At 65.3% G+C, this 25,086-nt stretch carries 20 protein-coding genes; 8 read left to right on the top strand and 12 right to left on the bottom strand.

Annotation, left to right across the window (positions count from 1 at the left end):
- Positions 1–33: 33 nt before the first annotated feature.
- Together FHG09_RS11625 and FHG09_RS11620 are read right to left on the bottom strand one after the other, a co-directional pair.
- Complete coding sequence (locus tag FHG09_RS11625; RefSeq protein ID WP_227492723.1) at positions 34–1,620, bottom strand: adenylate/guanylate cyclase domain-containing protein; 1,587 nt, start codon at positions 1,618–1,620, stop codon at positions 34–36.
- Positions 1,620–2,492, bottom strand: coding sequence for a biotin--[acetyl-CoA-carboxylase] ligase (locus tag FHG09_RS11620; RefSeq protein WP_152347828.1), 873 nt, complete (start codon positions 2,490–2,492; stop codon positions 1,620–1,622). The genes FHG09_RS11625 and FHG09_RS11620 overlap by 1 nt, the downstream gene beginning before the upstream one ends.
- A 67-nt stretch (positions 2,493–2,559) precedes the next feature.
- Between FHG09_RS11620 and FHG09_RS11615 the strand changes: the two genes are divergently transcribed.
- Both FHG09_RS11615 and FHG09_RS11610 read left to right on the top strand, forming a co-directional pair.
- Positions 2,560–4,140 carry an acyl-CoA carboxylase subunit beta gene (locus FHG09_RS11615; protein ID WP_152347827.1) on the top strand — a complete coding sequence of 527 codons (1,581 nt, stop codon included), beginning with the start codon at positions 2,560–2,562 and terminating at the stop codon, positions 4,138–4,140.
- Positions 4,137–4,511 carry a hypothetical protein gene (locus tag FHG09_RS11610; RefSeq protein ID WP_152347826.1) on the top strand — a complete coding sequence of 125 codons (375 nt, stop codon included), beginning with the start codon at positions 4,137–4,139 and terminating at the stop codon, positions 4,509–4,511. Before FHG09_RS11615 ends, FHG09_RS11610 begins: the two co-directional genes overlap by 4 nt.
- Before the next feature lie 104 nt (positions 4,512–4,615).
- Here FHG09_RS11610 and FHG09_RS11605 read toward each other — a convergent pair whose 3' ends face one another.
- The 4 genes from FHG09_RS11605 to FHG09_RS11590 all read right to left on the bottom strand — a co-directional run bounded on the left by FHG09_RS11605 (position 4,616) and on the right by FHG09_RS11590 (position 9,515).
- A complete protein-coding gene (locus FHG09_RS11605) occupies positions 4,616–6,457 on the bottom strand; it encodes an MDR family MFS transporter (protein ID WP_152347825.1) in 1,842 nt (613 codons plus the stop codon).
- Positions 6,454–7,161 carry a TetR/AcrR family transcriptional regulator gene (locus FHG09_RS11600; protein WP_152347824.1) on the bottom strand — a complete coding sequence of 236 codons (708 nt, stop codon included), beginning with the start codon at positions 7,159–7,161 and terminating at the stop codon, positions 6,454–6,456. Before FHG09_RS11600 ends, FHG09_RS11605 begins: the two co-directional genes overlap by 4 nt.
- 153 nt (positions 7,162–7,314) lie before the next feature.
- Complete coding sequence (locus FHG09_RS11595) at positions 7,315–8,112, bottom strand: carbon-nitrogen hydrolase family protein (protein WP_152347823.1); 798 nt, start codon at positions 8,110–8,112, stop codon at positions 7,315–7,317.
- A gap of 206 nt (positions 8,113–8,318) precedes the next feature.
- Complete coding sequence (locus FHG09_RS11590) at positions 8,319–9,515, bottom strand: MFS transporter (protein WP_152347822.1); 1,197 nt, start codon at positions 9,513–9,515, stop codon at positions 8,319–8,321.
- Between the two features lie 118 nt (positions 9,516–9,633).
- On the opposite strand from FHG09_RS11590, the gene FHG09_RS11585 reads away from it, so the two are divergent.
- Positions 9,634–11,310, top strand: coding sequence for a DUF885 domain-containing protein (locus FHG09_RS11585; RefSeq protein WP_152347821.1), 1,677 nt, complete (start codon positions 9,634–9,636; stop codon positions 11,308–11,310).
- Positions 11,311–11,323: 13 nt separating this feature from the next.
- Positions 11,324–12,046, top strand: coding sequence for a GntR family transcriptional regulator (locus FHG09_RS11580; protein ID WP_152347820.1), 723 nt, complete (start codon positions 11,324–11,326; stop codon positions 12,044–12,046).
- Here FHG09_RS11580 and FHG09_RS11575 read toward each other — a convergent pair.
- The 5 genes from FHG09_RS11575 to FHG09_RS11555 form a co-directional block, all read right to left on the bottom strand.
- Positions 11,989–12,762 (bottom strand): aspartate/glutamate racemase family protein, encoded by a 774-nt coding sequence (locus FHG09_RS11575; RefSeq protein WP_152347819.1) that lies wholly within the window; start codon positions 12,760–12,762, stop codon positions 11,989–11,991. The two genes, FHG09_RS11580 and FHG09_RS11575, sit on opposite strands and share 58 nt — an antisense overlap.
- 13 nt (positions 12,763–12,775) lie before the next feature.
- Positions 12,776–14,293, bottom strand: a complete 1,518-nt coding sequence (locus tag FHG09_RS11570; RefSeq protein WP_152347818.1) for an NCS1 family nucleobase:cation symporter-1 — start codon at positions 14,291–14,293, stop codon at positions 12,776–12,778.
- A gap of 300 nt (positions 14,294–14,593) precedes the next feature.
- Positions 14,594–16,078, bottom strand: a complete 1,485-nt coding sequence (locus FHG09_RS11565; protein ID WP_227492722.1) for an MFS transporter — start codon at positions 16,076–16,078, stop codon at positions 14,594–14,596.
- Between the two features lie 151 nt (positions 16,079–16,229).
- Positions 16,230–17,609: an LLM class flavin-dependent oxidoreductase gene (locus FHG09_RS11560; RefSeq protein WP_152347816.1), complete on the bottom strand. Its 1,380-nt coding sequence runs from the start codon at positions 17,607–17,609 to the stop codon at positions 16,230–16,232.
- A gap of 58 nt (positions 17,610–17,667) precedes the next feature.
- Complete coding sequence (locus FHG09_RS11555) at positions 17,668–18,996, bottom strand: MFS transporter (RefSeq protein ID WP_152347815.1); 1,329 nt, start codon at positions 18,994–18,996, stop codon at positions 17,668–17,670.
- A 287-nt stretch (positions 18,997–19,283) separates the two neighbouring features.
- On the opposite strand from FHG09_RS11555, the gene FHG09_RS11550 reads away from it, so the two are divergent.
- The 3 genes from FHG09_RS11550 to FHG09_RS11540 all read left to right on the top strand — a co-directional run bounded on the left by FHG09_RS11550 (position 19,284) and on the right by FHG09_RS11540 (position 21,731).
- Positions 19,284–19,814, top strand: a complete 531-nt coding sequence (locus FHG09_RS11550) for a flavin reductase family protein (protein WP_152347814.1) — start codon at positions 19,284–19,286, stop codon at positions 19,812–19,814.
- A 62-nt stretch (positions 19,815–19,876) separates the two neighbouring features.
- Positions 19,877–20,953: an Rv2578c family radical SAM protein gene (locus tag FHG09_RS11545; RefSeq protein ID WP_152347813.1), complete on the top strand. Its 1,077-nt coding sequence runs from the start codon at positions 19,877–19,879 to the stop codon at positions 20,951–20,953.
- A 46-nt stretch (positions 20,954–20,999) separates the two neighbouring features.
- Positions 21,000–21,731 carry a DsbA family protein gene (locus tag FHG09_RS11540; RefSeq protein WP_152347812.1) on the top strand — a complete coding sequence of 244 codons (732 nt, stop codon included), beginning with the start codon at positions 21,000–21,002 and terminating at the stop codon, positions 21,729–21,731.
- 114 nt (positions 21,732–21,845) lie between these two features.
- On the opposite strand, the gene FHG09_RS11535 is transcribed toward FHG09_RS11540, so the two are convergent.
- Complete coding sequence (locus FHG09_RS11535) at positions 21,846–22,502, bottom strand: TetR/AcrR family transcriptional regulator (RefSeq protein WP_152347811.1); 657 nt, start codon at positions 22,500–22,502, stop codon at positions 21,846–21,848.
- Positions 22,503–22,635: 133 nt separating this feature from the next.
- Here FHG09_RS11535 and FHG09_RS11530 point away from each other — a divergent pair, with 133 nt between their 5' ends.
- A complete protein-coding gene (locus tag FHG09_RS11530) occupies positions 22,636–25,017 on the top strand; it encodes an ABC transporter permease (RefSeq protein WP_193627369.1) in 2,382 nt (793 codons plus the stop codon).
- Positions 25,018–25,086 lie beyond the last annotated feature (69 nt).

Genomic DNA, 25,086 nt, shown 5'->3' with positions numbered 1-25,086 from the left:
CTCGGTGCTGGGCTCAGCCGTCGGTCGCTGGTCTCAGGTCTCGGGTTCGTCGTCGAGGTCGAGGCGCATCTGAGCCGCGGTGCCGCGTTTCATCTCACCGATGGAGGTCTCACCGAGTCCGTGCAGCGAAATCGAATCGCGAGGTTCGAAGACGTAGTCGTCCGAGGCCGAGAGCACTCGCGCGGTCTCCTCGTCGGTGAAGATCGTTCCGGGATCGGCCACGGCCGTCAGACGTGCCGCGAGGTTGACGCTGGAGCCGAAGATATCGCCGAGGCGGGAGAGCACCCGGCCCCAGACGAAGCCGACGCGGGCCTGGGGCAGGTCCTCGGCGGCGGTGACGCGCTCCATCAGCGTCATCGCGATCTCGGCTCCGGCCAGCGGTGTCGAGGCGGCGAAGAACACCTCATCGCCGACGGTCTTGATGACTCGTCCGCCGCCGGTGGCGACGATGTTGTAGGCCATGCCCTGGAACTCCTGGACCATGTCCGCCAGCTGCCGCGGCTCCATCTTCTGTGACAGACGGGTGAAGGAGACGAGATCGATGAACCCGACGGCACGGGCCAGCGGCATCGAGGAGTCGTACCAGCCCTGCCGGTTGTCCATGGCCAATCCGTCGGAGACGTTGACGTTGAGACGGCCCATGACGTCGGCGAGGTTGCGCCGCCAGGAGTAGGTGAGCATCTTCTGCAGCGGGTCGATCATCTCTTCGACGACGGCCAGGGCATCCCGCCGGGCTTCCGGATCGGTCAGCCCCTTCTCCTCGGTGAGGAACTCGACGAGGGTCTCCATCTGCCAGACGACGAGGCGGTCCGTCGTCTGGCCGATCGCCCGGGCCAGGGACAGCGCGGTGGTCTGGTCGATGAGGCCGTCGGCGACGGGTTTGGCCCAGATCCGCAGGGCGTGGGCATCGCTGACGGTGTAGGCCTTGTCCGTCGGCTTCGCCTGGGACATGCCGAGCGCGCGCCACATCTTCCGGGCCGAGACCGTGGAGATTCCGCCGAGCTTGGCGGCCTCACGCCGGTCGAGGACGCGTTTGCCGTCGAGCAGGATCTCCTCGAGGCGTTCGGCCGCGGTCCGTGTCTCATAGATCGTGTCGTCGAAGTCGGGCCCATCGTCGTCAAGGGCGTCGTCGACGTCGTCCTCGTCGATGATCGGCAGCGCCGTGGTGCGCGGGTCCTCACGCAGTCCGCTGAAGAAGTCCTCATCGACGCCGACGCCCGGTTCCGCATCGGCGGAGTCGGCGTCCGCAGCGGCTGCGTCCGGATCGGCCGTCACCTCGTCGGCGAGCTCGCCGCCGGTTTCCCCGGCCTGAGGAGCGGATCCGGTCAGGCCGGCCACCGGTTCTTCGTCGGTTTCGGCATCGCCGAACAGATCGTCCGCACTCGACTCGGCATCATCACCGGTGAAGGCCCCCGCGGAACGGTCGGCCGCCTCGGTGCCGGACCGAGGCTCGGCATCTGACTGAGAAACAGCGCCCGACGGTGTTTCGCTGTCCCTCGGTGTTTCGTCGTCGGGCGTCTGCCCGTCTGTGGAGCCGTCTTCGGCGTCTGCCGCCTCGGGGGTGCCCGACATCTGCGGATCGACGATGTCGAATCCGGCGGTGAAGTCCGAAACCGCCATCAGCGATCGTTCCTCTCCGGAGCTGTCGGGGATGCGGCGGGACGCAGATGGTGGACGTCTCCGGCGCTCAGCGACACACGATCGTCGATGATCAGGTCGGCTCCGGAGTCCAGCCCCGTGGCGATGCCGACGATGTCCGAACCGTCGGGCTTCTCCACTCGGACCTTCGACCCGAGCGTCACCATATGATCACGCACTCTCCGCGCTGTGCGGCTGTCGCGGAAATCCTCATCTCCATAGTCGACCAGCTCTCTGTAGCAGGGGATCAATGTGCTCAGAATCGAGACTAGCAACGCTTCATGATCAATTTCTGAACCATCGACGCCGGTTTCGATCGCCAGAGAGCTCGCGTCCGTCCGCGGCAGATCCGCAGGCTCCAACCGGGTGTTCAGGCCCATTCCCAACACGATCTGCGGGCCGCTGGCCAGGGGTTCGACACGAGCGAGGATTCCGCACAGCTTCTTCCCGTCGGCGGTGAGCACATCGTTGGGCCATTTGATCGCGGCGGGCACCCCCGCCTCGGCGACGGCGGTGTGCACGGCCTCACCGGCGATGAGCGGGATCCATCCCCACTGGGAGAACCCCGCCGGGGGTGTGAGCAGAATCGACCACGTCAGGGACCGTCGGGCGGGCACCGTCCAAGTCCGGCCCAGACGGCCGTGTCCGGCGTTCTGAAAATCTGTGCCGCGGATGGTGAATTCGGCCATGGCCGCACCGCTGTCCGCGCGTTCCCGGACCACCCGCGCGAGTTCGTCATTCGTCGATGTGCAGGCATCGTCCCAGATCAGAGGAGGGAGCGAGAGACCACGATCCGCAACGGTGCGGTGCACTGCGTCGACGTCGACGAGGAGAGAAGTGTGTTGGCTGTTCACCAGTCCACTCTAGATTCTTTTGGTGAGAGTGCACAATGAAGTCTCACGTCATCGTTATTGTGGAGACATGACGGATACTCCACGGACCACAGCCGAGCGCATCGACGCTTTCACCCAGCGCCGAGAAGCGGCCCACACCGGCAACCAGCGCTCGGTGGACAATCAGCACAAGCGCGGCAAGCAGACCGCCCGTGAACGCATCGCAGCTCTCCTCGACGCCGACTCCTTCCAGGAGATCGACGAATTCGCCCGCCACCACAACCACCAGTTCGGGATGCAGGACAACCGCCCCGACGGTGACGGAGTCGTCTGCGGTCTGGGCACGATCGAAGGCAAGACCGTCGCGGTCTTCGCCCACGACTTCACTGTCCTCGGCGGGTCCCTCGCCGAGGCGAACGGACGCAAGATCGTCAAGGTGCAGAAGCTCGCGCTCAAGCTCGGCTGCCCGATCATCGGCATCAACGACTCCGGCGGCGCACGGATCCAGGAAGGCGTCGGGTCGATCGCGCTCTTCGCCGAGATCTTCCGCCTCAACGTCGCCTCCTCCGGCGTGATCCCGCAGATCTCGCTGATCATGGGACCCTCTGCCGGCGGCGCCGTCTACTCCCCCGCACTGACCGATGTCACGATCATGGTCGATCAGATCAGCCACATGTACATCACCGGTCCCGACGTCATCAAGACCGTCACCGGTGAGTCGGTCGGCCATGAGGACCTCGGCGGCGGACGGACGAACAACACCGTGTCCGGAAATGCTCACTACCTCGCCGCCGATGAGGATGATGCGCTCAACTATGTGCGCGATCTGCTCTCGTTCCTGCCGCAGAACAACCTCGATCCGGCGGATGCCGACGAGTTCGAGTCCGATCTGTCGCTGACTCCCGAGGACGAGGCGCTGGATAAGCTCATGCCGGATTCGCCCTCGCAGCCCTACGACATCCTCGATGTCGTCACCACGATCCTCGACGACGGCGATTTCCTGCAGGTCTCGGAGCTCTTCGCCCCGAACGTCGTCACCGGCTTCGGACGTGTCGAGGGAGTCAGCGTCGGCGTCATCGCCAACCAGCCCATGCAGCTGGCCGGCACCCTCGACATCGATGCCTCGGAGAAGGCCGCCCGCTTTGTGCGCCTCTGCGATGCCTTCAACCTGCCGATCCTCACCTTCGTCGACGTGCCGGGATTCCTGCCGGGCACCGATCAGGAGTTCGGCGGCATCATCCGCCGCGGGGCGAAGCTCATCTATGCCTACGGTGAGGCCACTGTTCCGCTCGTCACCCTCATCACCCGCAAGGCCTACGGCGGCGCGTACTGTGTGATGGGATCGAAGCAGCTCGGTGCCGATATCAACCTCGCCTGGCCGAGCGCTCAGATCGCGGTCATGGGTGCTCAGGGTGCGGCGAACATCGTCTACCGACGCAAGCTCAAGGCCGTTGAAGAGGCCGGTGAGGACGTCGAGGCGGCACGTGCCGAACTCATCCAGGATTACGAGGATGCCCTGCTCAACCCGTACCTCGCCGCTGAGGAAGGCTACATCGACGCCGTCATCAGGCCCAGCGAGACGCGCAGCCGGATCGTCCGCTCCCTGCGTGCACTGAAGAACAAGCACGTCGACGCTCCTGCTCGCAAGCACGGTAACATCCCCCTATGAGCGATGATCTGCAGACCGATGCCGAGGCGAACCTGCCCAGCGATGTCGACGTCGAGGTGACTGCCCCCGGTGAGGATTCCGCCACCGAGGCGGCCCCGACCTCGGCCGAGACGCTGCGGGCGCCCTCGGTGGAGGGACGGTCACAGGTGCGTGCCGATGACGGCGAACCGATCAGTGACGAGATGGCCAGTGCCGCGGCCGTGGCCGCGGTCGTCGCGATCCGTCAGGTGGCGATCGCCTATGCGGCCCAGCAGGCCAGTGCGGAAGCCGAGTCCGAGATCCGCAAGGGTGATCGGGCCGGTTTCCGGGCCCCGCGCCGCAATGTGCGCAAGCGCCTCCCGCAGACCTGGGACCAGCACCTGGGCCGCTGAAGCAACCACAGCCGCGAACCGACGCAGAGGGGCCGGCGGAAGAGGATTCCTCTTCCGCCGGCCCCTGCTCGGTCTGCGTCCCGGAGGCCGATCGCTGAGACCGATCACTTCAGCCGGTACTGCTCTTTGGTCGGGTCGAGCCACGGACGATCCGCCTCGTCTGCCGCGGGGTGGTCTGTCGCGACGAGACCGCGGCCGCCGTCTGCTCCTGACCGCACCCCATCGCCGGTCGCCTCCGGCCGAACGCCGTCGACGCGGTGGATCTCTCCCGCATCGACGCCAGGGCCCGTCCGGGCTCCGTCGGACACGGAGATCGTGGCGACACGGCCCTCGTTCTGTGCGGTGCCCGCACCGGCGTGCCCGCCCATGTCCTCTCCGTAGACGGCCTCCCCGCGGGCAACCATTCCGGCGACGTCGGAGAGTCTGAGCTGCGGGAGGAACCACGCGAGCACGAAGGCCACGAGGAAGACCGGGACCATGTACCAGAACGACGGTGCCAGCGCATCGGCATACGCTCCGACCACGAGGTCGTGGATCGGGCCGGGCAGATCGGCCACGGATTCGGGCGTGAGGGAATCGGTCGATGGAGCCCCGGCGGCCGCATTGGCCGCATCCGCCGGCAGACCCTGCATCGCCTCGGCGATCTTGTCCGACAGGCGGGTGGTGAAGATCGACCCGAACAGGGCGGTGCCGACCGAGGCTCCGATCTCTCGGAAGTAGTTGTTCGTCGAAGTGGCCGTGCCGACCAGCTTCGGATCCACGGAGTTCTGGATGACGAGGACGATGATCTGCATGACCAGGCCCAGACCGAAGCCCATCGTGAAGATCATGCTGCCGATGAGCACCATCGACGTGTCCGCCGTCATCGTCGTCATCCACGCCAGCGCCGCACCGGCGATGAGAGTGCCGGCGAGCGGGTAGATCTTGTACTTGCCCGTCTTCGACACGATGATGCCCGAGACGATCGAGGTGAGCATGACGCCGGCCATCATCGGCAGCATGAGCAGCCCGGATCCGGTGACATCGGTGCCCGCGGCCATCTGCAGGAAGGTCGGCAGGAACGCCATCGCGGAGAACATTCCCAGCCCCAACAGCAGGCCGATGGTCGTCGAGAGGACGAACGTCGGATTGCGGAACAGGTGGATCGGGATGATCGGGTTCGACACCTTGGACTCGACGAGGACGAAGAGGGCTCCGGCGACGATGGTGCCGATGATGAGGCCGATGATCGTCGGGGAATCCCAGTCGTAGTCGTGACCGCCCCAGCTGGTGACGAGGATGAGCTGAGAGGTCGTGGCGACCATGAGGACGATTCCGAGGACGTCGACCTTCTGATCCGATCGATGGCTCGGGAGCTTGAGCGCGAAGAGGGCGATGAGGAAGGCGACGATGCCGATCGGCACGTTGATCCAGAAGCACCAGCGCCAGTCCATGTGCTGGGTGAAGAAACCGCCGAGGACCGGTCCGAGAACACTCGAGATCGCGAACAGCCCACCGAGCGGACCCATATACTTTCCGCGTTCGCTGGCGGGGATGATGTCGGCGATGATCGCCTGGGACAGGATCATCAGTCCGCCGCCGCCGAGTCCCTGGAAGCCGCGCCAGGCGATGAGTTCCCAGAAGTTCTGCGCCATGCCCGAGCCGAACGAGCCGACGACGAAGATCGCGATGGCCACGAGGAAGATGATCTTCCGGCCCCACATATCGCCGAACTTGCCGTAGAGGGGCATGACGATCGTCATCGCCAGCAGATAGATCGTGACCAGCCAGGCCTGATGCTCGACGCCGTCGAGTTCGCCGACGATCGTCGGCATCGCCGTGGACACGATCGTCTGGTCGAGGGTCGCGAGGAACATCGCGGCCATGAGCGCCGAGAAGATGAGGATGATCGTCCGCTTCGTCAGGACGAGCGGGGCCTTCTCGGCCGCCTGTGATGCAGCACTCATGCTGGTTCCTCCTTGAAGATCGCGCGCAGTTCATCGAAGAGCTCTTCGATGATCGGGTTCGGATCCCCCTCGAGCCTGCGCAGCCGGGTGAATGTCGCCTTGAGCGCCATCATCGCCAACGCGGCGACGGCCTCGGCACGCACCGACACCGGCTCCTCCTGCTCGGTCGGACAGGAGGCCGTCGTCCCGTCGAAGGGTGCGACAGGCGCCGAGGCGGTCCGTGGTCGGCCGTCGAGGCGGCGTTGGATGATCTGCCGGAAGAGGCGTTCGTTGTTGCCCATCCGCGCCATCTGCAGCTGCAGCAGGGAGGAGTCCTGCTTGAGCATGAGGTGGTACTGGTGCATCTCCTCGCGCTTGTTCATCCGCGTGGCCACGATGAAGCTCAGCAGGTGTTCGAGATCGGCGATGAGACTGCCGTGGGGTCCGCCTGCTTCGAATTCCTCGATGGCCGGCTGGTCCTCTTCGTCGAACACGGTGTCGGCACGCCCGAGGAGGGCCTCTTCCTTCGACGAGTAGTAGTTGAAGAAGGTGCGCCGCGAGACACCGCAGCGTTCGCAGATGTCTTCGACGGTGACGTTGTGATACCCCTTCTCCAGGGCCAGATCGATCGCGGCGCGGCGCAGGGCCTGACCGCGTTCGCGTTTCTTGCGCTCGCGCAGACCCTCTGTCGGAGCCGGGGTCTCGCTCTCTGAGCTGGAAGTCATGACACTATTGTTGCACTCAGTGCATTTTTGCCTCAAGTGCAATTATTGTGTTCTCGGACACATCCGTTCGAGCACCGCCGCTCGGGCAGGGCGCCGCGTCAGTGCGGCCCCGGTCGAGCACGGCTGCAGTCGAACACCGGGTCGCGGCGCGGCTCAATACCCGAGCTTGGCGTTGGCCAGGACGGGCACGGTCTCGGCCGCCTTGTCCGCGCCTGCCAGGTCGACGTCGATGATCTCGAGGCGTTCGGCTCCGTCGAGCGAGGCCAGAACGTTCCCGAAGGGATCGGAGACGAGGCTGTGGCCGACTCCCGTCGGCCCCTTCTTCGGCACGTCGACCCCGGAGACCTCAGGATCGGCCTGGCCGAGCGCGGCGACGAGCATATTCGAATCCAGCGCCCTGGCTCGGGCGAGGAGCTCCCACTGTTCGACTTTCCCGGGACCGGCGCCCCACGAGGCGGCCACGACCGCCAGTCGTGCACCGCGACGGCTGAGCTCGGCGAAGAGCTTGGGGAAGCGGATGTCGTAGCACAGAGCCAGACCGATGTCCTCGCCGTCGATGGTGAAGAGCACCGGCTCCTCCCCTGCCTCGACGGTGTCGGATTCCTTGAATCCGAAGGCGTCGTAGAGGTGGATCTTCGCATACTCGCTGCGCTCACCGGTGGGAGTGTAGACGGCGAGCAGGTTGATGACCCTGGCTGAGGTGGTCGCGAACTCGCCGACGACGACGGTGATTCCGGTCTCGACGGCCAGCTCACTCAGCGCGGTCCGCCATGACTCGGTGTGCTCCTCGGCGATGGTGCGCAGTCCTGATCCGAACGCCGACATCGTGGCTTCCGGGAAGACGACGAACCGAGCTCCTGCCGCGGCCGCGTCCCGAGTATAGGCGCGGACCTTCGCGAGGTTGTCGGCGACCTCGGTGGTGGTGTTGATCTGAGCGAGCGCGAACTTCATTCTCATCCTCCGGCGGCAGACACTGGGACGGAGGACGGCGGTGCCGAACCTCCGGTCGATCCTCTCAAGGCTATCGCGATCACGCCGAACCCAAAACCGCCCTCTTGCTACCCGACGGCGGCCCAGCAACCTCGCGCGAGGTTGCTGGGCCTCCGTCGGGTAGTTCTGGGAGGGTGGGTGCCGCTTCCGCGTCCGCGACCGGAGCCTCAGCCGAGGAATTCTCCGCCGGGGCGACCGCCGCGGCGACGTCCGTGCACCACGACGTACACGCCGATGGCGACCACGACGAGTCCGGCGCAGACCAGGAACATTCCGTTTCCGCCGGTGAAGGGGTAGAGGAAGCCGAGGACGACGGGGCCGATGCCGGAACCTGCGTCGAGGAGGAGGAAGAACGACGCGGTGGCGACGGGGACACGGCTCATCGGCACGGATTTGACGGTGATGGCCTGCATGCACGGCATCAGCGAGCCGAACCCGAGGCCGATGAGCACTCCGGCCAGGACGATCCCCGTCATCGTCGGCCACAATGCCAGCAGGACATTGCCGGCGATATCGGCGATGAAGACGGGGAAGATCACCGCATTGTCACCGAGGGTGTCCTGCAGCCTGCCGACGAACAGGCGGGCGAACAGGGACGCCACAGCGAAGGCGACGAAGAACAGGGACGCAGCAGAGGCGACGCCGTGTTCGGCCGCATAGCCGGCGAGGAAGACGAGCGCTGCCGCATACGCGGTGCCGGCCAGGAGCATGACCGAGCCGATCCGCAGCCCGTCCCGGTCGACGAGCGTGCCGAGTTTGAGATGCCATTTCGTCCGCCGCTGATAGTCGCTGATCTCCTGCGCCGGCAGTCGGATGAGGAGGCAGCAGATGAGAGCGAGGACGGACATGAACGCCGAGGCTGCGAAGAGCATGACGAAGTCGAACTCACGGGGCAGGACGACTCCCAGATACGGTCCGAGCGCGGTCGACAGGGTCGTCGCGGTGCCGAAGTATCCGGTGCCCTCGCCCCGTCGGGAAGCGGGGATGATGCTCTGGATGGCGGTCATGATCGCCGTGTTCCCGGCACCGAAGGCGATTCCGTGGACGATGCGCAGAGTCAGCAGCAGGGTGAGGTCGGCTGCGGCGATATAGGCCAGGGAGGCGAGAACGGAAACCGCCATGGTGATGATGAGCAGCTTGCGCCGACCGATGAAGTCGAGATACTTCCCGGTGAGCACACGGGCGACGACGGCACCGACGACGAATGACGAGGAAGCGAAGCCGGCAGCGGCCTCACCGGCGGAGAACCGTGCCACTGCGTATCCGGCCATCGATGTCATGAGCAGGTAGAAGACCATCGACATCGAGAGGTTGAGCCCGATTCCGACGATGAAGTCCTTCGTCCACAGCTTCGCTCGTGCCACTGGAGATCGGTCTCGCTTTCTGCTGTCTGCGGGGAACAGTGACACATTAGCGGGTTCGCCGCGATTGCGTGGTCTGGTCCACCGCCGATGTGACCCAGCTCGCGATAGGGTGGTCACCATGACTGAGAAGAGAACCCCAACCGCCGTCGATGCGGTCGCTGAAGACTACGTCGATGACATGCTCGCCCTCTCCCCCTCTCTCGCCCTCTACCTCGGACTCGACGGTGCGCAGGGCTTCGATGATTTCTCACCGGCCGGACTCTCCGCGCTCAACGATGTCACCGTTCGGACTCTGGCCCGCCTCGATGAGGTCGCGGACCGCTCCGACCTCGACGAGGTCGACCTCGTGACCATCGATGCGATGCGTGATCGCCTCGGAGTCGACCGTGATCACTTCGCCGCCGGGATCAAGCACGCCAGCCTCAACGTCATCGAATCCCCGCTGCAGCAGGTCCGAGATGCCTTCGACCTCATGCCCACGGAGACTGCGGCTGATTGGGAGACGATCTCGACCACTCTGGCCGCTGTGCCCGGCTCGCTCGCCGGCTACCAGGAGTCCCTGGCGATGGCGCGCGACGACGGTCGCGTCGCCGCCCGCATCCAGGTCGAGAAGGTCATCGAACAGGCCCGTGCCCTGGCCGAACCCGGGAGCAACTTCGATCGCCTCGTCGCCGGTGCGACCGACGTTCCCGACACCCTCCGCTCGGATCTCGACACCCACGCCGAGGCGGCCCGTGAGTCCGCGGCGGGACTGGCCGATTTCCTCGGTGAACACCTGCTGCCCGCAGCCGGAGAGGACGAAGCCTGCGGTCGCGACGCCTATGCTCTGCATTCCCGGGACTTCCTCGGCGCCGAGATCGACTTCGACGAAACCTATGCCTGGGGTCTCGAAGAACTCGAACGCATCGACGCCGAACAGCGCGAGGTCGCGGCGAAGATCATCCCCGGTGCTGACCTGTTCGAGGTCATGGACGCCCTGAACAACGACCCGGACCGCACTCTCAGGGGAACCGAGGCTCTGCGCGAATGGATGCAGGGTGTGGCGGATGAGGCGATCCGCGAACTCGGCAAGTCCCATTTCGACATTCCCGAACCCGTCCGCACGATCGAGTGCATGATCGCCCCCTCGGCCACCGGCGGCATCTACTACACCGGTCCGACCGATGACTTCTCCCGCCCCGGCCGCATGTGGTGGTCGGTGCCGGAAGGTGTCACGGATTTCGCGACCTGGCAGGAGAAGACGACCGTCTACCACGAGGGGGTGCCCGGCCACCATCTGCAGATCGGTCAGGCCACCTATGTCTCCGAAACCCTCAACCGCTGGCGACGCCTCATGTGCTGGGTCTCCGGCCACGGTGAAGGCTGGGCGCTGTACGCCGAGAAGCTCATGGCCGATCTCGGATTCCTCGACGATCCCGGCGATTATCTGGGCATGCTCGATTCGCAGCGGCTGCGTGCCGCCCGCGTCGTCCTCGACATCGGCTTCCACTTGCGCCTCGAGGCTCCGCAGAGTCTCGGCGGCGGAATCTGGAACCGCGAGAAGGCCTGGCAGTTCCTCACCGACAATGTGGCCATGGACCGATCGTTCCTGGCCTTCGAACTCGACCGCTACCTCGGTTGGCCCGGACAGGCACCGAGCTACAAGATCGGCCAGCGTCTGTGGGAGCAGTACCGTGACGAGGCGAAGTCGGCGGCAGGAGCCGATTTCGACCTCAAGGACTTCCACACCCGGGCCCTGGGCCTCGGCTCGGTCGGGCTCGACACTCTGGGCCGTGCGATGAGGCGCTCACAATGAGGCAAGGGACCGAATGAAATCCGGTGAGAGCCCCCAGTCGGAGACCATGCGGGTCACCGAGGCGCTGCGCAATGAGATCATCGAAGGCCATCGTCGACCGGGCGCACGGCTTGTCGAACGCAATCTCGCCACCGAGCTCGGAGTCTCCCGAGTGCCCATCCGCGAGGCGCTGAAGAAGTTGGCTTCGGAAGGCCTGGTGACGAACCGGCCGAACACCTGGTCGACGGTCAGGGAGTTCTCCCCCAGCGACATCGCCGACCTCAACGAGGTGCGCACGGTCTTCGATGTGCTCTCCTTCGAACTCGCCGCTCAACGCCATACCCGTGAAGGGCTGGCCCGTCTGGAGGCCACGATGCTCCAGGGCCGTGAGCTCGCCGAGGCCGGAGACGTCGTCGGCGCTCATCGCTGTGCCGCGGAATTCCATGCCATCGTCACAGAACTCTCGGGCAATGAGCTGCTCGGAGAGATCGGCGTCCTGCTGGACTCACGGATGCGGTGGCAGCTGAGTCAGCATGATGATCTCGCGGTCGTCGCCACCGAGCATGCCGAGCTCTTCGATGCGATCGCCCGCCGGGATCAGGCGCTGGCCAGGTCTCTGGCCGCCCGCCATCTGGGCACGAGTCAGGAGCAGCACGACAAGCATTCGAAGCGTCTGGCCGAAGCCGGACCCGAGGAGGCTCAGGCCGATCCTGCCGCTGCCGGTCCTGACGCTGCGGATTCGGCTGTCGCCGACTGACCGAGCGGCCAGCCGCTGAGCTTCTTCTCCCGGGCGGGAGCATAGGTGCGCACCTTCGAGGTGCTCAGCCCCAGTCCGACGAGTGATTCGGCCAAGCGCACGGCCGCCGCGACCCCGTCGACGACGGGCACAGAACAGCGCCGCGTGATCGTCGCTCCGAGCTCGGCCATCCCACCGCAGCCGAGCACGATGACCTCGGCACGGTCACGGTCGACCGCCTCGGCGGCCTGATCGGTGATCGCATCGATCGCGGCCTGCGGATCCTCCTCGAGTTCGAGCACGGCCATGCCCGATGCCCGCACGGACACGCAGTGGGAATCGAGTCCGGCCAGCAGCAGCCGGTCCTCGATGAGCGGGACGGTGCGGTCGAGCGTGGTGACGACGGAGAACCGGCGGCCGAGGAACATCGCCAGGCCCGCCCCCGCCTCGGTGATGTCGATGACGGGCACATCCAGCAGCTCCTGCAGACCTTCGCGGCCGTGCTCTCCGTACCCGGCCTGGATCACGGCATCGAACTCACCGGGATGCTTCAGAACCGCGTCCATGACGCCGAGTGCCGCGAGGTGGCTCTCGACGTTGCCTTCGCAGGACTCCGCTCCGAACTCGGGGGTCAGACCGATGATCTCGGTTCCCGCCGAGGCGGCCTGCCGTGCCGCACGGGCGATGCCCTCGGTCATGGACTCGGTCGTGTTGACGTTGACGACGAGGATTCTCATGGTTCGGCTCCGATCAGTGTTGGGTCGGGACGGCGATCTCCTCGCCGTCGACCTCACGGAAGGTGAAGTCACGGCGGGCGATGACGAAGTAGATGAGCGCGGCGATCGCGGCACCGGAGAACCAGGAGAACTCGGAGAATCCGGCGAACGCGGGCACGAGGGCGAAGACAAGTGAGATCGCCGAGGCGGGGATGAAGGCTCCGATGGCTCTCCAGTTGACTCCGCGGTGGTAGAAGTACTCACCGTCACCGGCCTCGGTGTAGAGCTGGGGCACATTGACCTTCGTTCTGCGCACCACCCAGTAGTCGACCATGATCACGCCGAACAGGGGCCCGAGCAGGGCGCCGAGTCCGCCGAGGAAGTAGACGATGACCACCGGCGAGTCATACAGGTTCCAGGGCAGGATGACGAATCCGATGACGGCCGAGATGATGGCGGCACTGCGGAAGTTCAGGTGGCGCGGGAACAGGTTCGTCAGCGCATAGGTCGGGGCGACGAAGTTCGCCATGAGGTTGACCGCGACGGTGAGCAGCAGCAGCGACAGCGACGCGAGAACGAGCAGGACCGGACTGCCGATTGACTGGACGATATCGGCCGGTGAGGTGATGACGGTGCCGTCGATCCTGTACTGCGCGCCGGCCAGAGAGATGACGACGAGTCCGAAGACGAGCATGTTCACGGGGATGCCCCAGAAGTTGCCGACGACGATCGAGCCGCGCTTCTTCGCGGCCCTCGTGAAGTCGGAGAAGTTGAGGACGAAGGTCCCGTAGATCGCGACCCACAGTGAGCCGCCGCCGAGGATGTGCATCCACATCTCCCAGCCGCTGAGTGCATCGTCGGTCGACCAGGCGATGGAGAAGTCGACGCGGATGAGCATCCAGACCGCCAGGGCGAGGAAGGTGACGAGGATGATCGGTCCGGCGATGGCTTCGTAGCGACGGATCATCTCCATCCCGTAGCTGACGATGATGACTTGGACGACCCACAGCAGGGAGAAGGAGAACCAGCCGAGCCCGGAGAGCCCGAGGAACTCGACATCGGCCCAGGACTGCAGCCCCGGGAACATCGTCAGCAGCATGACGTTGAGCACGCTCGAGGCCAGGTAGGTCTGGATGCCGAACCAGGCGATGGCGACGATTCCCCGCACCGAGGCGGCCAGCTGAGCCCCGTGGATGCCGAAGGAGATCCGGCTCATCACCGGATAGGGCACTCCGGTCTTGTATCCCATGAACCCGGAGAGGGTGAGCAGGAAGAACAGCAGAGCCGCACCGACGAGGAGCGCCACCAGGATCTGCCATGCTCCGAGGCCGAGGGCGAAGAGTCCGAGCGCGAATCCGTAGTTGCCCAGAGAGTGCACATCGTTGGCCCACAGAGTGAAGACGCTGTAGGCCGTCCAGCTGCGGCCCTCCTTGCGGGCAGGGGCGAGGTCCGCATTGTAGAAGCGCGGACTGATGCGATGGGCCGCCAGCTGTTCGGGGCTGGGCCCCAGGCGTGTGGGCACCGGCGCCCCCGGCGTCTCGGTCTTCCTCATGCAGTCCGCTCCTTGGATCCGCTCATGCCAAACTGGGATACCAAAAGTGGAAACACAGCTCTGTGGCACCGATAACCTGACCAGTTCAGAGTAACCCAGCTCACACCGTGCTGGCAATGAACCGGGCTGGACGAGTTCGCTTTAGCCCGATTCGAAGCGGCCGAGCAGGGCCACGCAAGACGAGGGGTCGACCTCGGAATGCCCGATACCAGGCCTCCATCAAATGGCATACCATTCGTGCTCTGCCAGAGCGTTTCAGCTGGTCATGGGCGATGCGTCCGACAGCGGCCGTTGCGGTCCTCAGTCTTCGTGTTCGACGTCCTTGGCGGTCGGGTCCCAGGCGACGATGCCGACGGCGATCGCACCGGCCAGCGGTGCACAGGCGAAGATCCAGAACACTCCCGTGCCCAGAGAGGCCGCAAGGATCGGGAACATGATGAGCGAGACGATGGAGAAGGCACGCAGGACGGACTGGTTGAAGCCGATGCCGATTCCGCGCAGCCGCGTCGGATAGGACAGGGTCGCATAGTTCATGAGGTTCGCTCCCGGTCCGCCGGCCTGCGCGAAGACGAAGGCTGCGAGCATGGCCACGGCGACGAGGACGAGGGCCCCGTTCGGGATTCCCACGATGGCCAGCGTGCCCAGTGCCGCGGCCTGAATGGCGAATCCGGTCAGGGTGATCTTCCGGGTTCCGAAGCGGTTGATGATGCTCATGCCCAACAGTCCGCCGAGCGTGCCGAAGCCCAGATTGATGACCAGTGAGGCGATGATCGTGACCAGCGGAGTCTGGTGGAAGAGCGTGGTGATGATGAGTGGGGTGCCGTAGGCGACGGCGTTGTAGCCGAAGGTCGAGAACACGGAGACGCAGAGTGCGACGATGGTGCGCACCCGGTAACGCGGGGAGAAGAGTTCGGCGAAGCCGCTCCACCGCCCACCCCGGACCGGAGCGGCCGAGGCGTTCAGGGTCTCGCGCTCATCTGCGGGAGCGAGCTCGACATTGAGGTTGTGATGGCTGCGCATGACCTCGACGGCACCTCGCAGATCGCCCTGGTTGGCCAGCCACTCGGGTGATTCGGCGAGGTAGCGGCGGCGGACGAGGAGGACGATGAGGGCCGGGACGGCACCGAAGCCGACGACGATGCGCCACAGGATCGCATGCTGGTCGTAGGGCAGGGCGATGAAGATGATGAGCACGATGACGTAGCCCATTCCGGTGGCGAAGTACCAGGCCGGGGACCAGGCGTTGACGCGCTGTGACCGGTTTCCCTTGCCTTTGAGCTTGGAGAATTCGGCGAGGAACGCCATCGCCACCGGCAGGTCGAGCCCGACGCCGATGCCCATCACGAAGCGGAAGGCGATGAGGACCCATTCGTTCGGTGACACGGCACAGCCGATGGCGGCGACGACGAAGAAGACCATATCGGCCATGAACAGCTTGTAGCGCCCGAACCGGTCGACGAGGTAACCGCCGAAGAGAGCGCCGATGACGGCTCCGACCATGATCGAGGCGTTGACGAGCCCGGTCATGAAACCGGAGAGGCCGAACTGCTCCTGGATGGCCGTGATGCCGAAGGCCAGGGAGGAGAAGTCATAGGCATCCATGAAGATCCCGCCGAGGGCGAGGATGATGACTGCCGTCGTCTTCGTCCCCTGAGAACCGAATTCAGCGAGGGTCGAGTGGATATCGGCCGCGGAGGCCACGATGCGCGGCGCTTCTGGGCCAGAGAGCGCCTGAGCGCCGGAGGGCGTCTGAGCCGCTGACGCGGCAGGATCTGATGAAGTCACAGTCGACAAGTATCGGACTCTCGTCGCTGATCACCGATTCCCGTTGTCACACTTCGTCACCGGAGCAGAGAACGCGGTCGGCGGATCGGGACACGGCCGCAGACTCCGACGGTCTGCGGCCGTGTCCCGATGCCGGCTCACACTGGGCGAATCAGACGCGCGCACCCTCGCCGAGGCGGTACCGGGCACCCGTGTGGTCCTCGGCCAGGCGGGGGCCGGCTCCGGTGAGCTGTTCGCGCACAGTGGCATCGGCGACCGGTTCGGGCAGGAGGCCGCGGCGGCGCAGTTCCGGCGAGACGTATTTCGTGAAGCGTTCGGCATCGGCTGGGCGCACGGCCGCAGCGATGTTGAACCCGTCGATATCAGCCTCGGTCATCCAGCGTTCGAACTCGTCGACGATCGTCGCCGGTGAGCCCGTGATGACCGGTCCGCGCCCGCCGAGGGCGACGAACTCAGCGAGGTCGCGGATCGTCCACGGCTTGTCTCCGGCCATGGTGGTGAATGAGGCGAGCGCGGACTGGTTGGCTTCGGTCGACACGTATTCGAGGGTGTCCTCGGGTGAAGCTCCGGAGAGGTCGACTCCGGTCCATCCGCCGAACAGAGACAGGGCAGATTCGGTGTCGACGTAGCGACGGTAGTCAGCGAGCCGGGCCTCCGCCGCTTCATCCGTGTCATCGACGATGACGGTGGCCAGGGCGAAGATCTTCACCGCGTCACGGGCACGGCCGCGCTCTTCGAGTCCGTCGCGGACCTTGTCGACCCAGCTGCGCAGGATCTCCGGGGTCGGTCCGGAGAAGAAGATCGCCTCTGCGTGGTCGAGCGCGAATTCCTGCCCGCGCTTGGACGCGCCGGCCTGGAAGAGCAGAGGGGTGCCCTGCGGTCCGGGGACGGCGAGCGCCTGACCGGGGACGGTGAAGAACTTGCCCTCGTGGCCGATGTCGTGAACCTCGTTCGGATCGACGAAGACGTTGGCGTCGGCATCGGCCTTGAGCGCGTCCGGGGTGATCGAGCCCTCGAACAGTTTGTACATGACCTCCATGAACTCGTCGGCCCGGTCATAGCGCTCATCGTGCGGGATCTGGCCCTTGAGCCCGAGGTTGCGGGCGGCGGAGTCGACATAGCTGGTGACGATGTTCCAGGCGACACGTCCGTTGGTGAAGTGATCGAGGGTGGTCAGGGTGCGGGCGAGCAGGTAGGGCTTCTCGTAGGTCACCGAGGCGGTCACTCCGAAGCCCAGTGTCTTCGTGGCTGCGGCCATGGCGGGGACTGCCACCAGAGGGTCGAGCAGCGGGAACTGCACTCCCCCGCGGTTCGTGACATCGGCGTTGCCGCCGTAGACGTCGTAGACGCCGAGGATGTCGGCGAGGAAGAGTGAGGAGAATCCGCCGTCTTCGAGTGTCTTGGCCAGATCGGTCCAGAAGGACAGCTGGGTGAATTCGTCGACGCGTGATTCCGGGTGGCGCCACAGTCCGGGTGACTGGTGGACCGGTGTCATCATGTCGAAGGCGTTGAGCAGGATCGGTTTCGTCATGGGTGTCTCCTCTTTCAGGTGGTGCGGTGAGAATGGGCCGAAGAATCGGCAGGCGCGTTCATGCGGTGCGGGCGAGTGCTCGAGCGGGATCCTTTGCGCCGATGGCGGCGATGAGCGAGAGCAGGCACAGCAGGCTGAGGTAGCCGCAGATGAGCCAGGGCGAGTGGCCTCCGGCGACGTAGAGCAGGGCAGCGACCATCGGCATGATTCCGCCGCCGATGACGGTGCCCAGCTGGTAGCCCATGTTCACTCCGGAATAGCGGACTTCGATGGGGAACTGTTCGGCGAACCACGCGGCCTGGGGGCCGTAGACGGCGTCGTGGGCGAGATTCATGCCGAGGATGACGACCAGTGGCAGCAGTCCCAAGGGGCCCGCGTCGAGGAAGGCGAAGAAGATCCATCCGAACACGGCGATGCCGATGAGTCCGAAGATGGTCACGGGTTTGCGGCCGAGTCTGTCCGAGGCCCATCCCCAGGCAGGTCCGGTCACCAGGCCCACTGCAGAGGCGATCATCACGGCCGTGACTCCCGATGTCGAGTCGCCGCGGTTCTCTGCCAGGTAGCTGAGCATGTAGACGGTGATGAGGTAGAAGACGCTGTTCTGTGCCAGGCGCAGTCCGATCGTGACGAGCAGGACCTTCGGGTGCGCCGTGATGACCTCGCGCAGCGGGGCCTTGGCGACTTTTCCGGAGTCCTTGAGCTCTTGGAACTCGGGCGCATCGGAGACGCCGAGGCGGATCCACAGTCCCAGTGCCACGAGCAGTGCGGAGGCGAGGAAGGGGATGCGCCACCCGAACGCCTCGAACTGCTCGGCGCTCATGAGATTCTGGACGAGGAAGAAGGCGCTGGTGGCCAGCAGCATGCCCGCCGCTGATCCGATCTGTGTGAAGGATCCGAAGAGTCCGCGTTTGCGGGCAGGTGCGTGTTCGACCGACAGCAGAGCCGATCCGCCCCATTCGGCTCCGGCCGACAGGCCCTGCACAATGCGCAGGATGACGAGGGAGACCGCAGCCCACCACCCGATGGCCTCGAAGTTCGGGACCAGACCGATGAGCGTCGACGCCGTCCCCATGGACAGCAGGGATACGACGAGCAGGGCCTTGCGTCCGACCCGATCACCGAGGTGGCCGGCGACGATTCCGCCCAATGGTCGGGCGAAGAAGCCGACGGCGAGGGTGGCGAAGGAAGCGAGCCGGCTGCCGAGTTCGCTGTCGGAGGGGAAGAACTGGACGTTGAAGATCAGGGCTGCGGCGGTGCCGTAGAGGTAGAAGTCGTACCACTCGATCGTCGTCCCGGCGAAGGCCGAGGCCAGCACCCGCTTCTTTCCGGACAGGAACCGCTGCGGCGGGTCCTGGGTGCTCGGTGCGGTGACCGGCGTCTGCGTCATCTGGTGCTCCTATAGCGCGGGGTTCGGGTGACTCGCTGTCATGCGAATGCGTGTTTCGCTGAGCAATCTATGTCCGGTCCTCGCTGGCACCTGCATGCGTGCGTCACGTCCCGACTCTCGGCGTCATATGAGGTCATAAGACGTCTTCATATGACCTCGGCCACGACCTCGGCGCTTCCGCTTTGCAATGATCGAGCCCATCGGCACGAACTGACGCGCCCATCTGCTTGGTCTGCTCAACACAACAGCAGACACACAGACGATCACACGACCACAGAGGTGAAGGAATGACGCTCTTGGCAGACCCCACCGCACTATCACCGGCACCGGCGGCTCCCGCAACACCTGAGAATCTCCGCGAGGCCTTCTCGCACTTCCCTCAGGGGGTGGCCTTCATCGGCGCCGAGGTCGAGGCGGCACCGTTGGGCCTCGTCGCCTCCACACTCACCGTCGGCGTCTCTCTCGACCCGCCGCTGGTCAGCGTCGCGGTTCAGAACTCATCGACCACGTGGCCGACCCTGCGCCGGGCCCCGGAGCTCGGGATCTCCCTGCTGGGCTCCGATCAGGAGCACCTGGCCAGGCAGCTGGCGGCGAAGGATCGCAGTCGGCGCTTCACGGGCATCAGACCCGAGGTCACGGCCGGAGGCGGGCTGACGATTCCCGGCAGCTCGGCTTTCCTCTGGACCAGGCTCTACCAGGAGGTTGCGGCCGGCGATCACACCGTGGCTCTGCTCGAGATCCTCGGCACCCGAAATGACGATGGGCCCGAAGCCCTGGTCTTCCACCGCAGTGAGTTCAAGGGCCTGCGCGTCTCCTGACCCTGTCTGCCCCGTGACATGAGGCCCTTGACCTGGATTCGAACTCGTGTTCGAATGAACTCATGCGGTGGAACGAATCGAGCGACGGCACGAGCCCGAACGCCCCTGTCCTCTTCGGGACCAAGGGGCTGATCCGGTCGGTGCAGACGCCGGAGTTCTCAGGGATCACCTTCCATGAGGTGTTGGCGAAGTCGGCCTTGAACAGGGTCCCGCAGTCCAGTTCGATGCCGTTCTCCTGGACCGTCAACCCCTACCGCGGCTGCTCTCATGCATGCGTGTACTGCTTCGCCAGGAACACCCACCGCTACCTCGATCTCGGCTCCGGGACGGATTTCGATCGCCAGGTCGTCGTCAAGGTCAACATCGCCGATGTCCTCGCCGCCGAGGTGGCTCGCCCGAAGTGGACACGCGACCATGTCGCCCTGGGCACGAACACCGATCCCTATCAGCGCGCCGAAGGCCGCTACTCCCTGATGCCCGGGATCATCACCGCCTTGGCCGAACAGTCGACTCCGATGTCGATTCTGACCAAGGGCACTCTGCTGCGCCGCGATCTGCCCCTGCTGGCCCGCGCCGCCGAAGACGTCCCGGTGGAGATCAGCATGTCGATCGCGGTTCACGATGACGCCCTGCAGCAGAGCATCGAACCCGGCACGCCGACGACGAAGGCCAGGCTGGCCACCGTGCGCGCGGCCGCCGAACTCGGGTTCGCAGTCACCGTGTTCATGATGCCGATCATGCCGAAGCTCACGGACTCCCGGGATCACCTCGATTCCGCCCTCCGAGCGATCAAGGACGCCGGAGCCGCACGAGTCGTCTACGGTGCGCTGCACCTGCGCCCCGGCGCCCGCGAGTGGTTCTTCGAGTGGCTCGAACGCGAACATCCCGAGCTCCTCCCCCGCTATCGCAGGATGTACGCCCGGTCATCCTACGCATCGAAGGAGTATCGACGGTGGCTCGGCGAGCGCATCAACCCGCTCATCGACGGCTATGGTCTGCGCGGACGCAATGACGACGACTACCCGGCGACCTCCCGGTTGCGCGGCCGCAGGAACCCGAGCCGAACTCCGCAGCAGACAGGTTCGCAGGCGGCACCGGCCCAGCAGTTCGCGGCCCCGACGCAGCAGGCGCTGTTCTGAACCGGAGCCCCGGAATAACCCCGGTGTGGACGCGGTTGGCACTGATATGAGGATTGAGATCTGGTCGGACATCGCCTGCCCCTGGTGCTATATCGGAAAGCGTCGCTTCGAGGACGCCCTCGACGGCTTCGCCCACAAGGACGATGTCGACGTCCGCTGGCGCAGCTTCCAGCTCGATCCGAACCTGCCCGATCACTTCGACGGCACCGAGATCGACTACCTCAGCCAGATGAAGGGCATGCCTGTCGCACAGGTGCGGCAGATGTTCGACCACGTCACGCAGCAGGCCGCCGAAGTCGGCCTGAACTACGATTTCGACTCGATCGTCGTGGTCAACAGCTTCACCGCCCACCGCTTCCTCCACTTCGCCGAGACTCACGGACTCATGGCGGATGCGAAGGAGGCGCTGCTGTCGGGCCACTTCGAGAAGGGCCGCGACATCGGTGACATCGACTACCTCGCCGAGGTGGGCCGCGAGATCGGCCTCGACCCCGATGAGGTCCGCCGGGTTCTCGCAGCCGATGAGTACGCGAACGAGGTGCGGGCCGATATCAGCGAGGCCCGCTCCCTCGGCGCGGGCGGCGTCCCGTTCTTCGTCATCGACCGCAAGTACGGCATCTCCGGGGCACAACCGGCCGAGGTCTTCTCCCAAGCCCTCGAGACGGCCTGGGACGAAGGACAGAAGCTCACCGTGCTCGCCGGAACTCCGCAGGCTGCGGATGACTCGGCAGAGGATTTCTCCGAGGGCGCGGTCTGCGGACCGGACGGCTGCAGCTGACCAAGACAACTCNGGGCCCTTTGTTGCTACCTGACGGCGGCCCAGCAACCTCGCGCGAGGTTGCTGGGCCGCCGTCAGGTAGCAACAAAGGGCCCGGGCAGAGCTGTCTGCTCATCAGAGCAGCGGAACGCTCGGGTAGCGCACGGCGCCGTCCGGGTCGGTCACGGGTGCGCCGATCATCCCCGCCGCGGCATCGATGAGGAAGCGTCCGACCTGTTCCCAGCTGCCTTTGTTGGCATCCTCGTTCATCTTCGCCTCCTGGTCGGCGCAGACCCCGACGACCATGCTCCCCAGCAGATACGCTCGGCCGCGCAGCACCCCTTCGGGGATCCCGTCGACCGCACCGTTGATGAAGCGCAGGGCATCGGGCAGATCGGTGTCCCGGGCCACTTCTTTGGCCACTTCGACGGCGGATGGAACTGCTGAGATCTGTGACATGAACTGCGCTCTCCAACTCGGCTTCGGAAGGCTGTCGAGGAGTTCGATGAGCGGCCGCAGACGAGCCGCGACGAGTTCATGGATGTTCGGCGATTCGCCCAGCTGCGCCATCAGCTCGATCCTGCGCCGAGACATCTCGTCGTGATGCCGCTCGACGAGTGCACGCAGCAGCCCGTCACGGCCTCCGAAATGGTAGGCGATCGCCGAATGGTTCGCGGCCCCGGCGTGTTCGACGATGCGCCGATTCGACACCGCATCGATCCCATTGCGCGCGAACAGCTCTTCGGCGGCATCGAGCAGCGCATCGCGCGCCCGGTCACTCTGGATCGTCATTCCCTCATCTTTCCACTCGCCCTCGAAATCACAAGTTCTCGATTTCACAATTTTAAGTCACGTGTCTTAAACTGGCGAAGTTCACCGTGGTCGACGAGGATCACACGACTTCCGATCCTCCAGGGGGAAGACAATGTCCGATCGCCAACCACGCACGAGAAGAGAGGCCCTCGAGTCCGAGCACCCGGCCTCCGACTCCGAGGTCGGCTCGACGCTGACCGCCGAGGACCAAGCTGCAGCCAAACGTGCGAAGGCCGAATTCATCGGCCGCACCGTTGCGATCTTCCTCATGCCGCTCATCTTCGTGGGAATGATGATCACGAGCTACCTGGGAACCATGCACTCCCCAGAGGCCAATGACATGCCCATCGTCGTGGCCGGCTCATCTGCCAAGGCCGACGATGTGACGTTCGCGATCAACGGCGCTGAGCCCGACGCCTTCGACATCGAGTCCACCGACGACATCTATTCCGCACGCGAAGACGTCTACAACCGGGATGCCTCGGCAGCGATCATCGTCGAAGGCGATACGGCCACGATCGTCACAGCCAGCGGTGCCGGGGTCCAACAGGCGAGCACCGTCGAACAGCTCGTGCGTCCCGCGCTCGAGGACGACGGCCTGCAGGTCACGACCGAGGACATCGCCGAACTGCCGGATCGCGACCCGACGGGAATGGCGGCGATGTTCCTCATGACGGCCATCGTCATGGCCGGATACCTGCCCTTCAGCGTGCTGCGGTCGAATTCCCCTGAGCTGTTGAAGTTCAAACGCATCGTGCCGATCCTCGCCGGATGGTCGGCCGCCATCGCCGGCCTCGTCTGGACCGTGGCCTGCCCGATCCTCGACGTCGTCGACGTCAAGGACACGGTGGCGGTGCTCGGCATCGCCTGGCTGGGAGTCTTCGCCATATCCTCCGTCCAGCTCTTCATCACCCGCCTCGTCGGCGCTCTGGGCGTGATCCTCGGAATCCTCTTCCTCATGGTCCTCGGCATGCCGTCATCGAATATGGCGATGCCGGTGTACAGCATGCCGAAGTTCTTCCGCTTCACCCACGAATTCCTTCCGATGCCCGCGATCGGAGAGTCTCTGCGCTCCGTCCTCTACTTCGACGGCAATGGCGTCACCGGGCACCTGTTCGTCCTCGCCCTCGGTGCGGTGGCCGGCCTGCTGCTGACGAAGGTCTATGACCACTTCTACGCCAAGCGCAACTCCCATCCCGTGCCCCTGGACGTCAATGTGGCCGCGATCCACGGCGGCCGGAGGCCCGATACGAAGCTCATGCGCTACATCTCGCTGACGCTCTTCCCGCTGGCGATGGTGACCATGATGATCACATTCATGCTCGGAGCGATGCATTCCCCGACGCCGAAGGACATGCCTGTGGCGGTCGTGGGATCCTCGGTCGAGCAGGCCGAGGACACGATCAAGCAGCTCGATGAGCAGATGGACGGAAAGTTCGAGTTCACCGCGCTCGACGACAAGGGCGAGGCACGACGACTCGTGGAGAACCGCGATGAGGTCGCCGCTCTCGTCCTGCCCAGTGAGCAGAATCCGGACTTCGAGCTCCTCGCCAACCAGGCCGGCAACAACGCCTCCTACCGGGTGGCCGTGCAGGTCTTCGAGCAGGTGGCACAGGCACAGGACTCCGATCTCACTGTCGACGATCTCAAGCCTCTGCCCGATCGGGACAAGAACGGCGTGGTCGTGATGTACGTCGCGATGGGCTGGATCCTCTCCGGCTTCATGGTCATCATCGTTGCCGCCAACGCCAATCCGTGGGCCCGGCCGCTGAAACGGATGCTGCCGATCATCCTCGCCTATGCGCCGTTCATGTCCCTGGTCGTCGCGACCATCGCGGGACCGATCACCGGAGCCGTCGACGGGCACTTCGCCGCGCTGTGGGGTGTCGGCATCATCTCCATCGCCTGCATCTCCATGTTCGCCATGGTCTTCGAAAGGCTCTTGGGCATGTTCGCGATCATCCCGGTCATCGGCACGCTCATGTTCGCCGGTGTGCCGTCGTCGAACGGCGCGCTCTCGCAGTACATGGTGCCGAAGTTCTTCGCGACTCTGCACGACTTCCTGCCGATGGCGGCCTCGGTCGAGACGATCCGCTCGATCCTCTACTTCGACGGCGATGTCGTCACCGAACACCTGCAGGTGCTCGGCCTGTGGGGTCTGGTCTCGCTCGCGCTGGTCTTCCTCATCGACGGGATCAGACCGCCGCGCACGGCTCACGACTTCGGCAATCTGCACCTCGAACGCGAACGTGAGATCGCCAAGGAACAGCGCAAGCAGTCACTGGCGCTGGGCATGTCGCCCTCCCAGCAGAACACCGACGAGGCGGCCGATGACGAGTCATCACACGGCCACGGTTCGCACCAGACGGTTCAGGGCTCCGTCGTCACTGACGAATCCGACGGACAGGCATCCGACCGCAGGGCCCCGACCGCCGGTGACGGGCTCACCCGCAGCCGCGAGTCGGACGACGGAAAGATCCCCTCGACGGTCTGACCCCGCCCCCAGTTGCTACCTGACGGCGGCGCAGCTACCTCGCGCGAGGTTGCTGCGCCGCCGTCAGGT

Origin of the sequence: Brevibacterium sp. CFH 10365, from assembly GCF_009299785.1 — a bacterium.
In the GTDB taxonomy this organism is placed as follows: domain Bacteria; phylum Actinomycetota; class Actinomycetes; order Actinomycetales; family Brevibacteriaceae; genus Brevibacterium; species Brevibacterium limosum.
This window is presented reverse-complemented; position numbering and strand designations above follow the sequence as displayed.

Excerpts from the sequence above, each read along its gene's own strand:
- FHG09_RS11625 (WP_227492723.1), bottom strand. The coding sequence starts at position 1,620 with ATGGCGGTTTCGGACTTCACCGCCGGATTCGACATCGTCGATCCGCAG.
- FHG09_RS11615 (WP_152347827.1), top strand. The coding sequence starts at position 2,560 with ATGACGGATACTCCACGGACCACAGCCGAGCGCATCGACGCTTTCACC.
- FHG09_RS11610 (WP_152347826.1), top strand. The coding sequence starts at position 4,137 with ATGAGCGATGATCTGCAGACCGATGCCGAGGCGAACCTGCCCAGCGAT.
- FHG09_RS11605 (WP_152347825.1), bottom strand. The coding sequence starts at position 6,457 with ATGAGTGCTGCATCACAGGCGGCCGAGAAGGCCCCGCTCGTCCTGACG.
- FHG09_RS11600 (WP_152347824.1), bottom strand. The coding sequence starts at position 7,161 with ATGACTTCCAGCTCAGAGAGCGAGACCCCGGCTCCGACAGAGGGTCTG.
- FHG09_RS11595 (WP_152347823.1), bottom strand. The coding sequence starts at position 8,112 with ATGAAGTTCGCGCTCGCTCAGATCAACACCACCACCGAGGTCGCCGAC.
- FHG09_RS11585 (WP_152347821.1), top strand. The coding sequence starts at position 9,634 with ATGACTGAGAAGAGAACCCCAACCGCCGTCGATGCGGTCGCTGAAGAC.
- FHG09_RS11580 (WP_152347820.1), top strand. The coding sequence starts at position 11,324 with ATGAAATCCGGTGAGAGCCCCCAGTCGGAGACCATGCGGGTCACCGAG.
- FHG09_RS11575 (WP_152347819.1), bottom strand. The coding sequence starts at position 12,762 with ATGAGAATCCTCGTCGTCAACGTCAACACGACCGAGTCCATGACCGAG.
- FHG09_RS11570 (WP_152347818.1), bottom strand. The coding sequence starts at position 14,293 with ATGAGGAAGACCGAGACGCCGGGGGCGCCGGTGCCCACACGCCTGGGG.
- FHG09_RS11560 (WP_152347816.1), bottom strand. The coding sequence starts at position 17,609 with ATGACGAAACCGATCCTGCTCAACGCCTTCGACATGATGACACCGGTC.
- FHG09_RS11555 (WP_152347815.1), bottom strand. The coding sequence starts at position 18,996 with ATGACGCAGACGCCGGTCACCGCACCGAGCACCCAGGACCCGCCGCAG.
- FHG09_RS11550 (WP_152347814.1), top strand. The coding sequence starts at position 19,284 with ATGACGCTCTTGGCAGACCCCACCGCACTATCACCGGCACCGGCGGCT.
- FHG09_RS11545 (WP_152347813.1), top strand. The coding sequence starts at position 19,877 with ATGCGGTGGAACGAATCGAGCGACGGCACGAGCCCGAACGCCCCTGTC.
- FHG09_RS11540 (WP_152347812.1), top strand. The coding sequence starts at position 21,000 with ATGAGGATTGAGATCTGGTCGGACATCGCCTGCCCCTGGTGCTATATC.
- FHG09_RS11535 (WP_152347811.1), bottom strand. The coding sequence starts at position 22,502 with ATGACGATCCAGAGTGACCGGGCGCGCGATGCGCTGCTCGATGCCGCC.
- FHG09_RS11530 (WP_193627369.1), top strand. The coding sequence starts at position 22,636 with ATGTCCGATCGCCAACCACGCACGAGAAGAGAGGCCCTCGAGTCCGAG.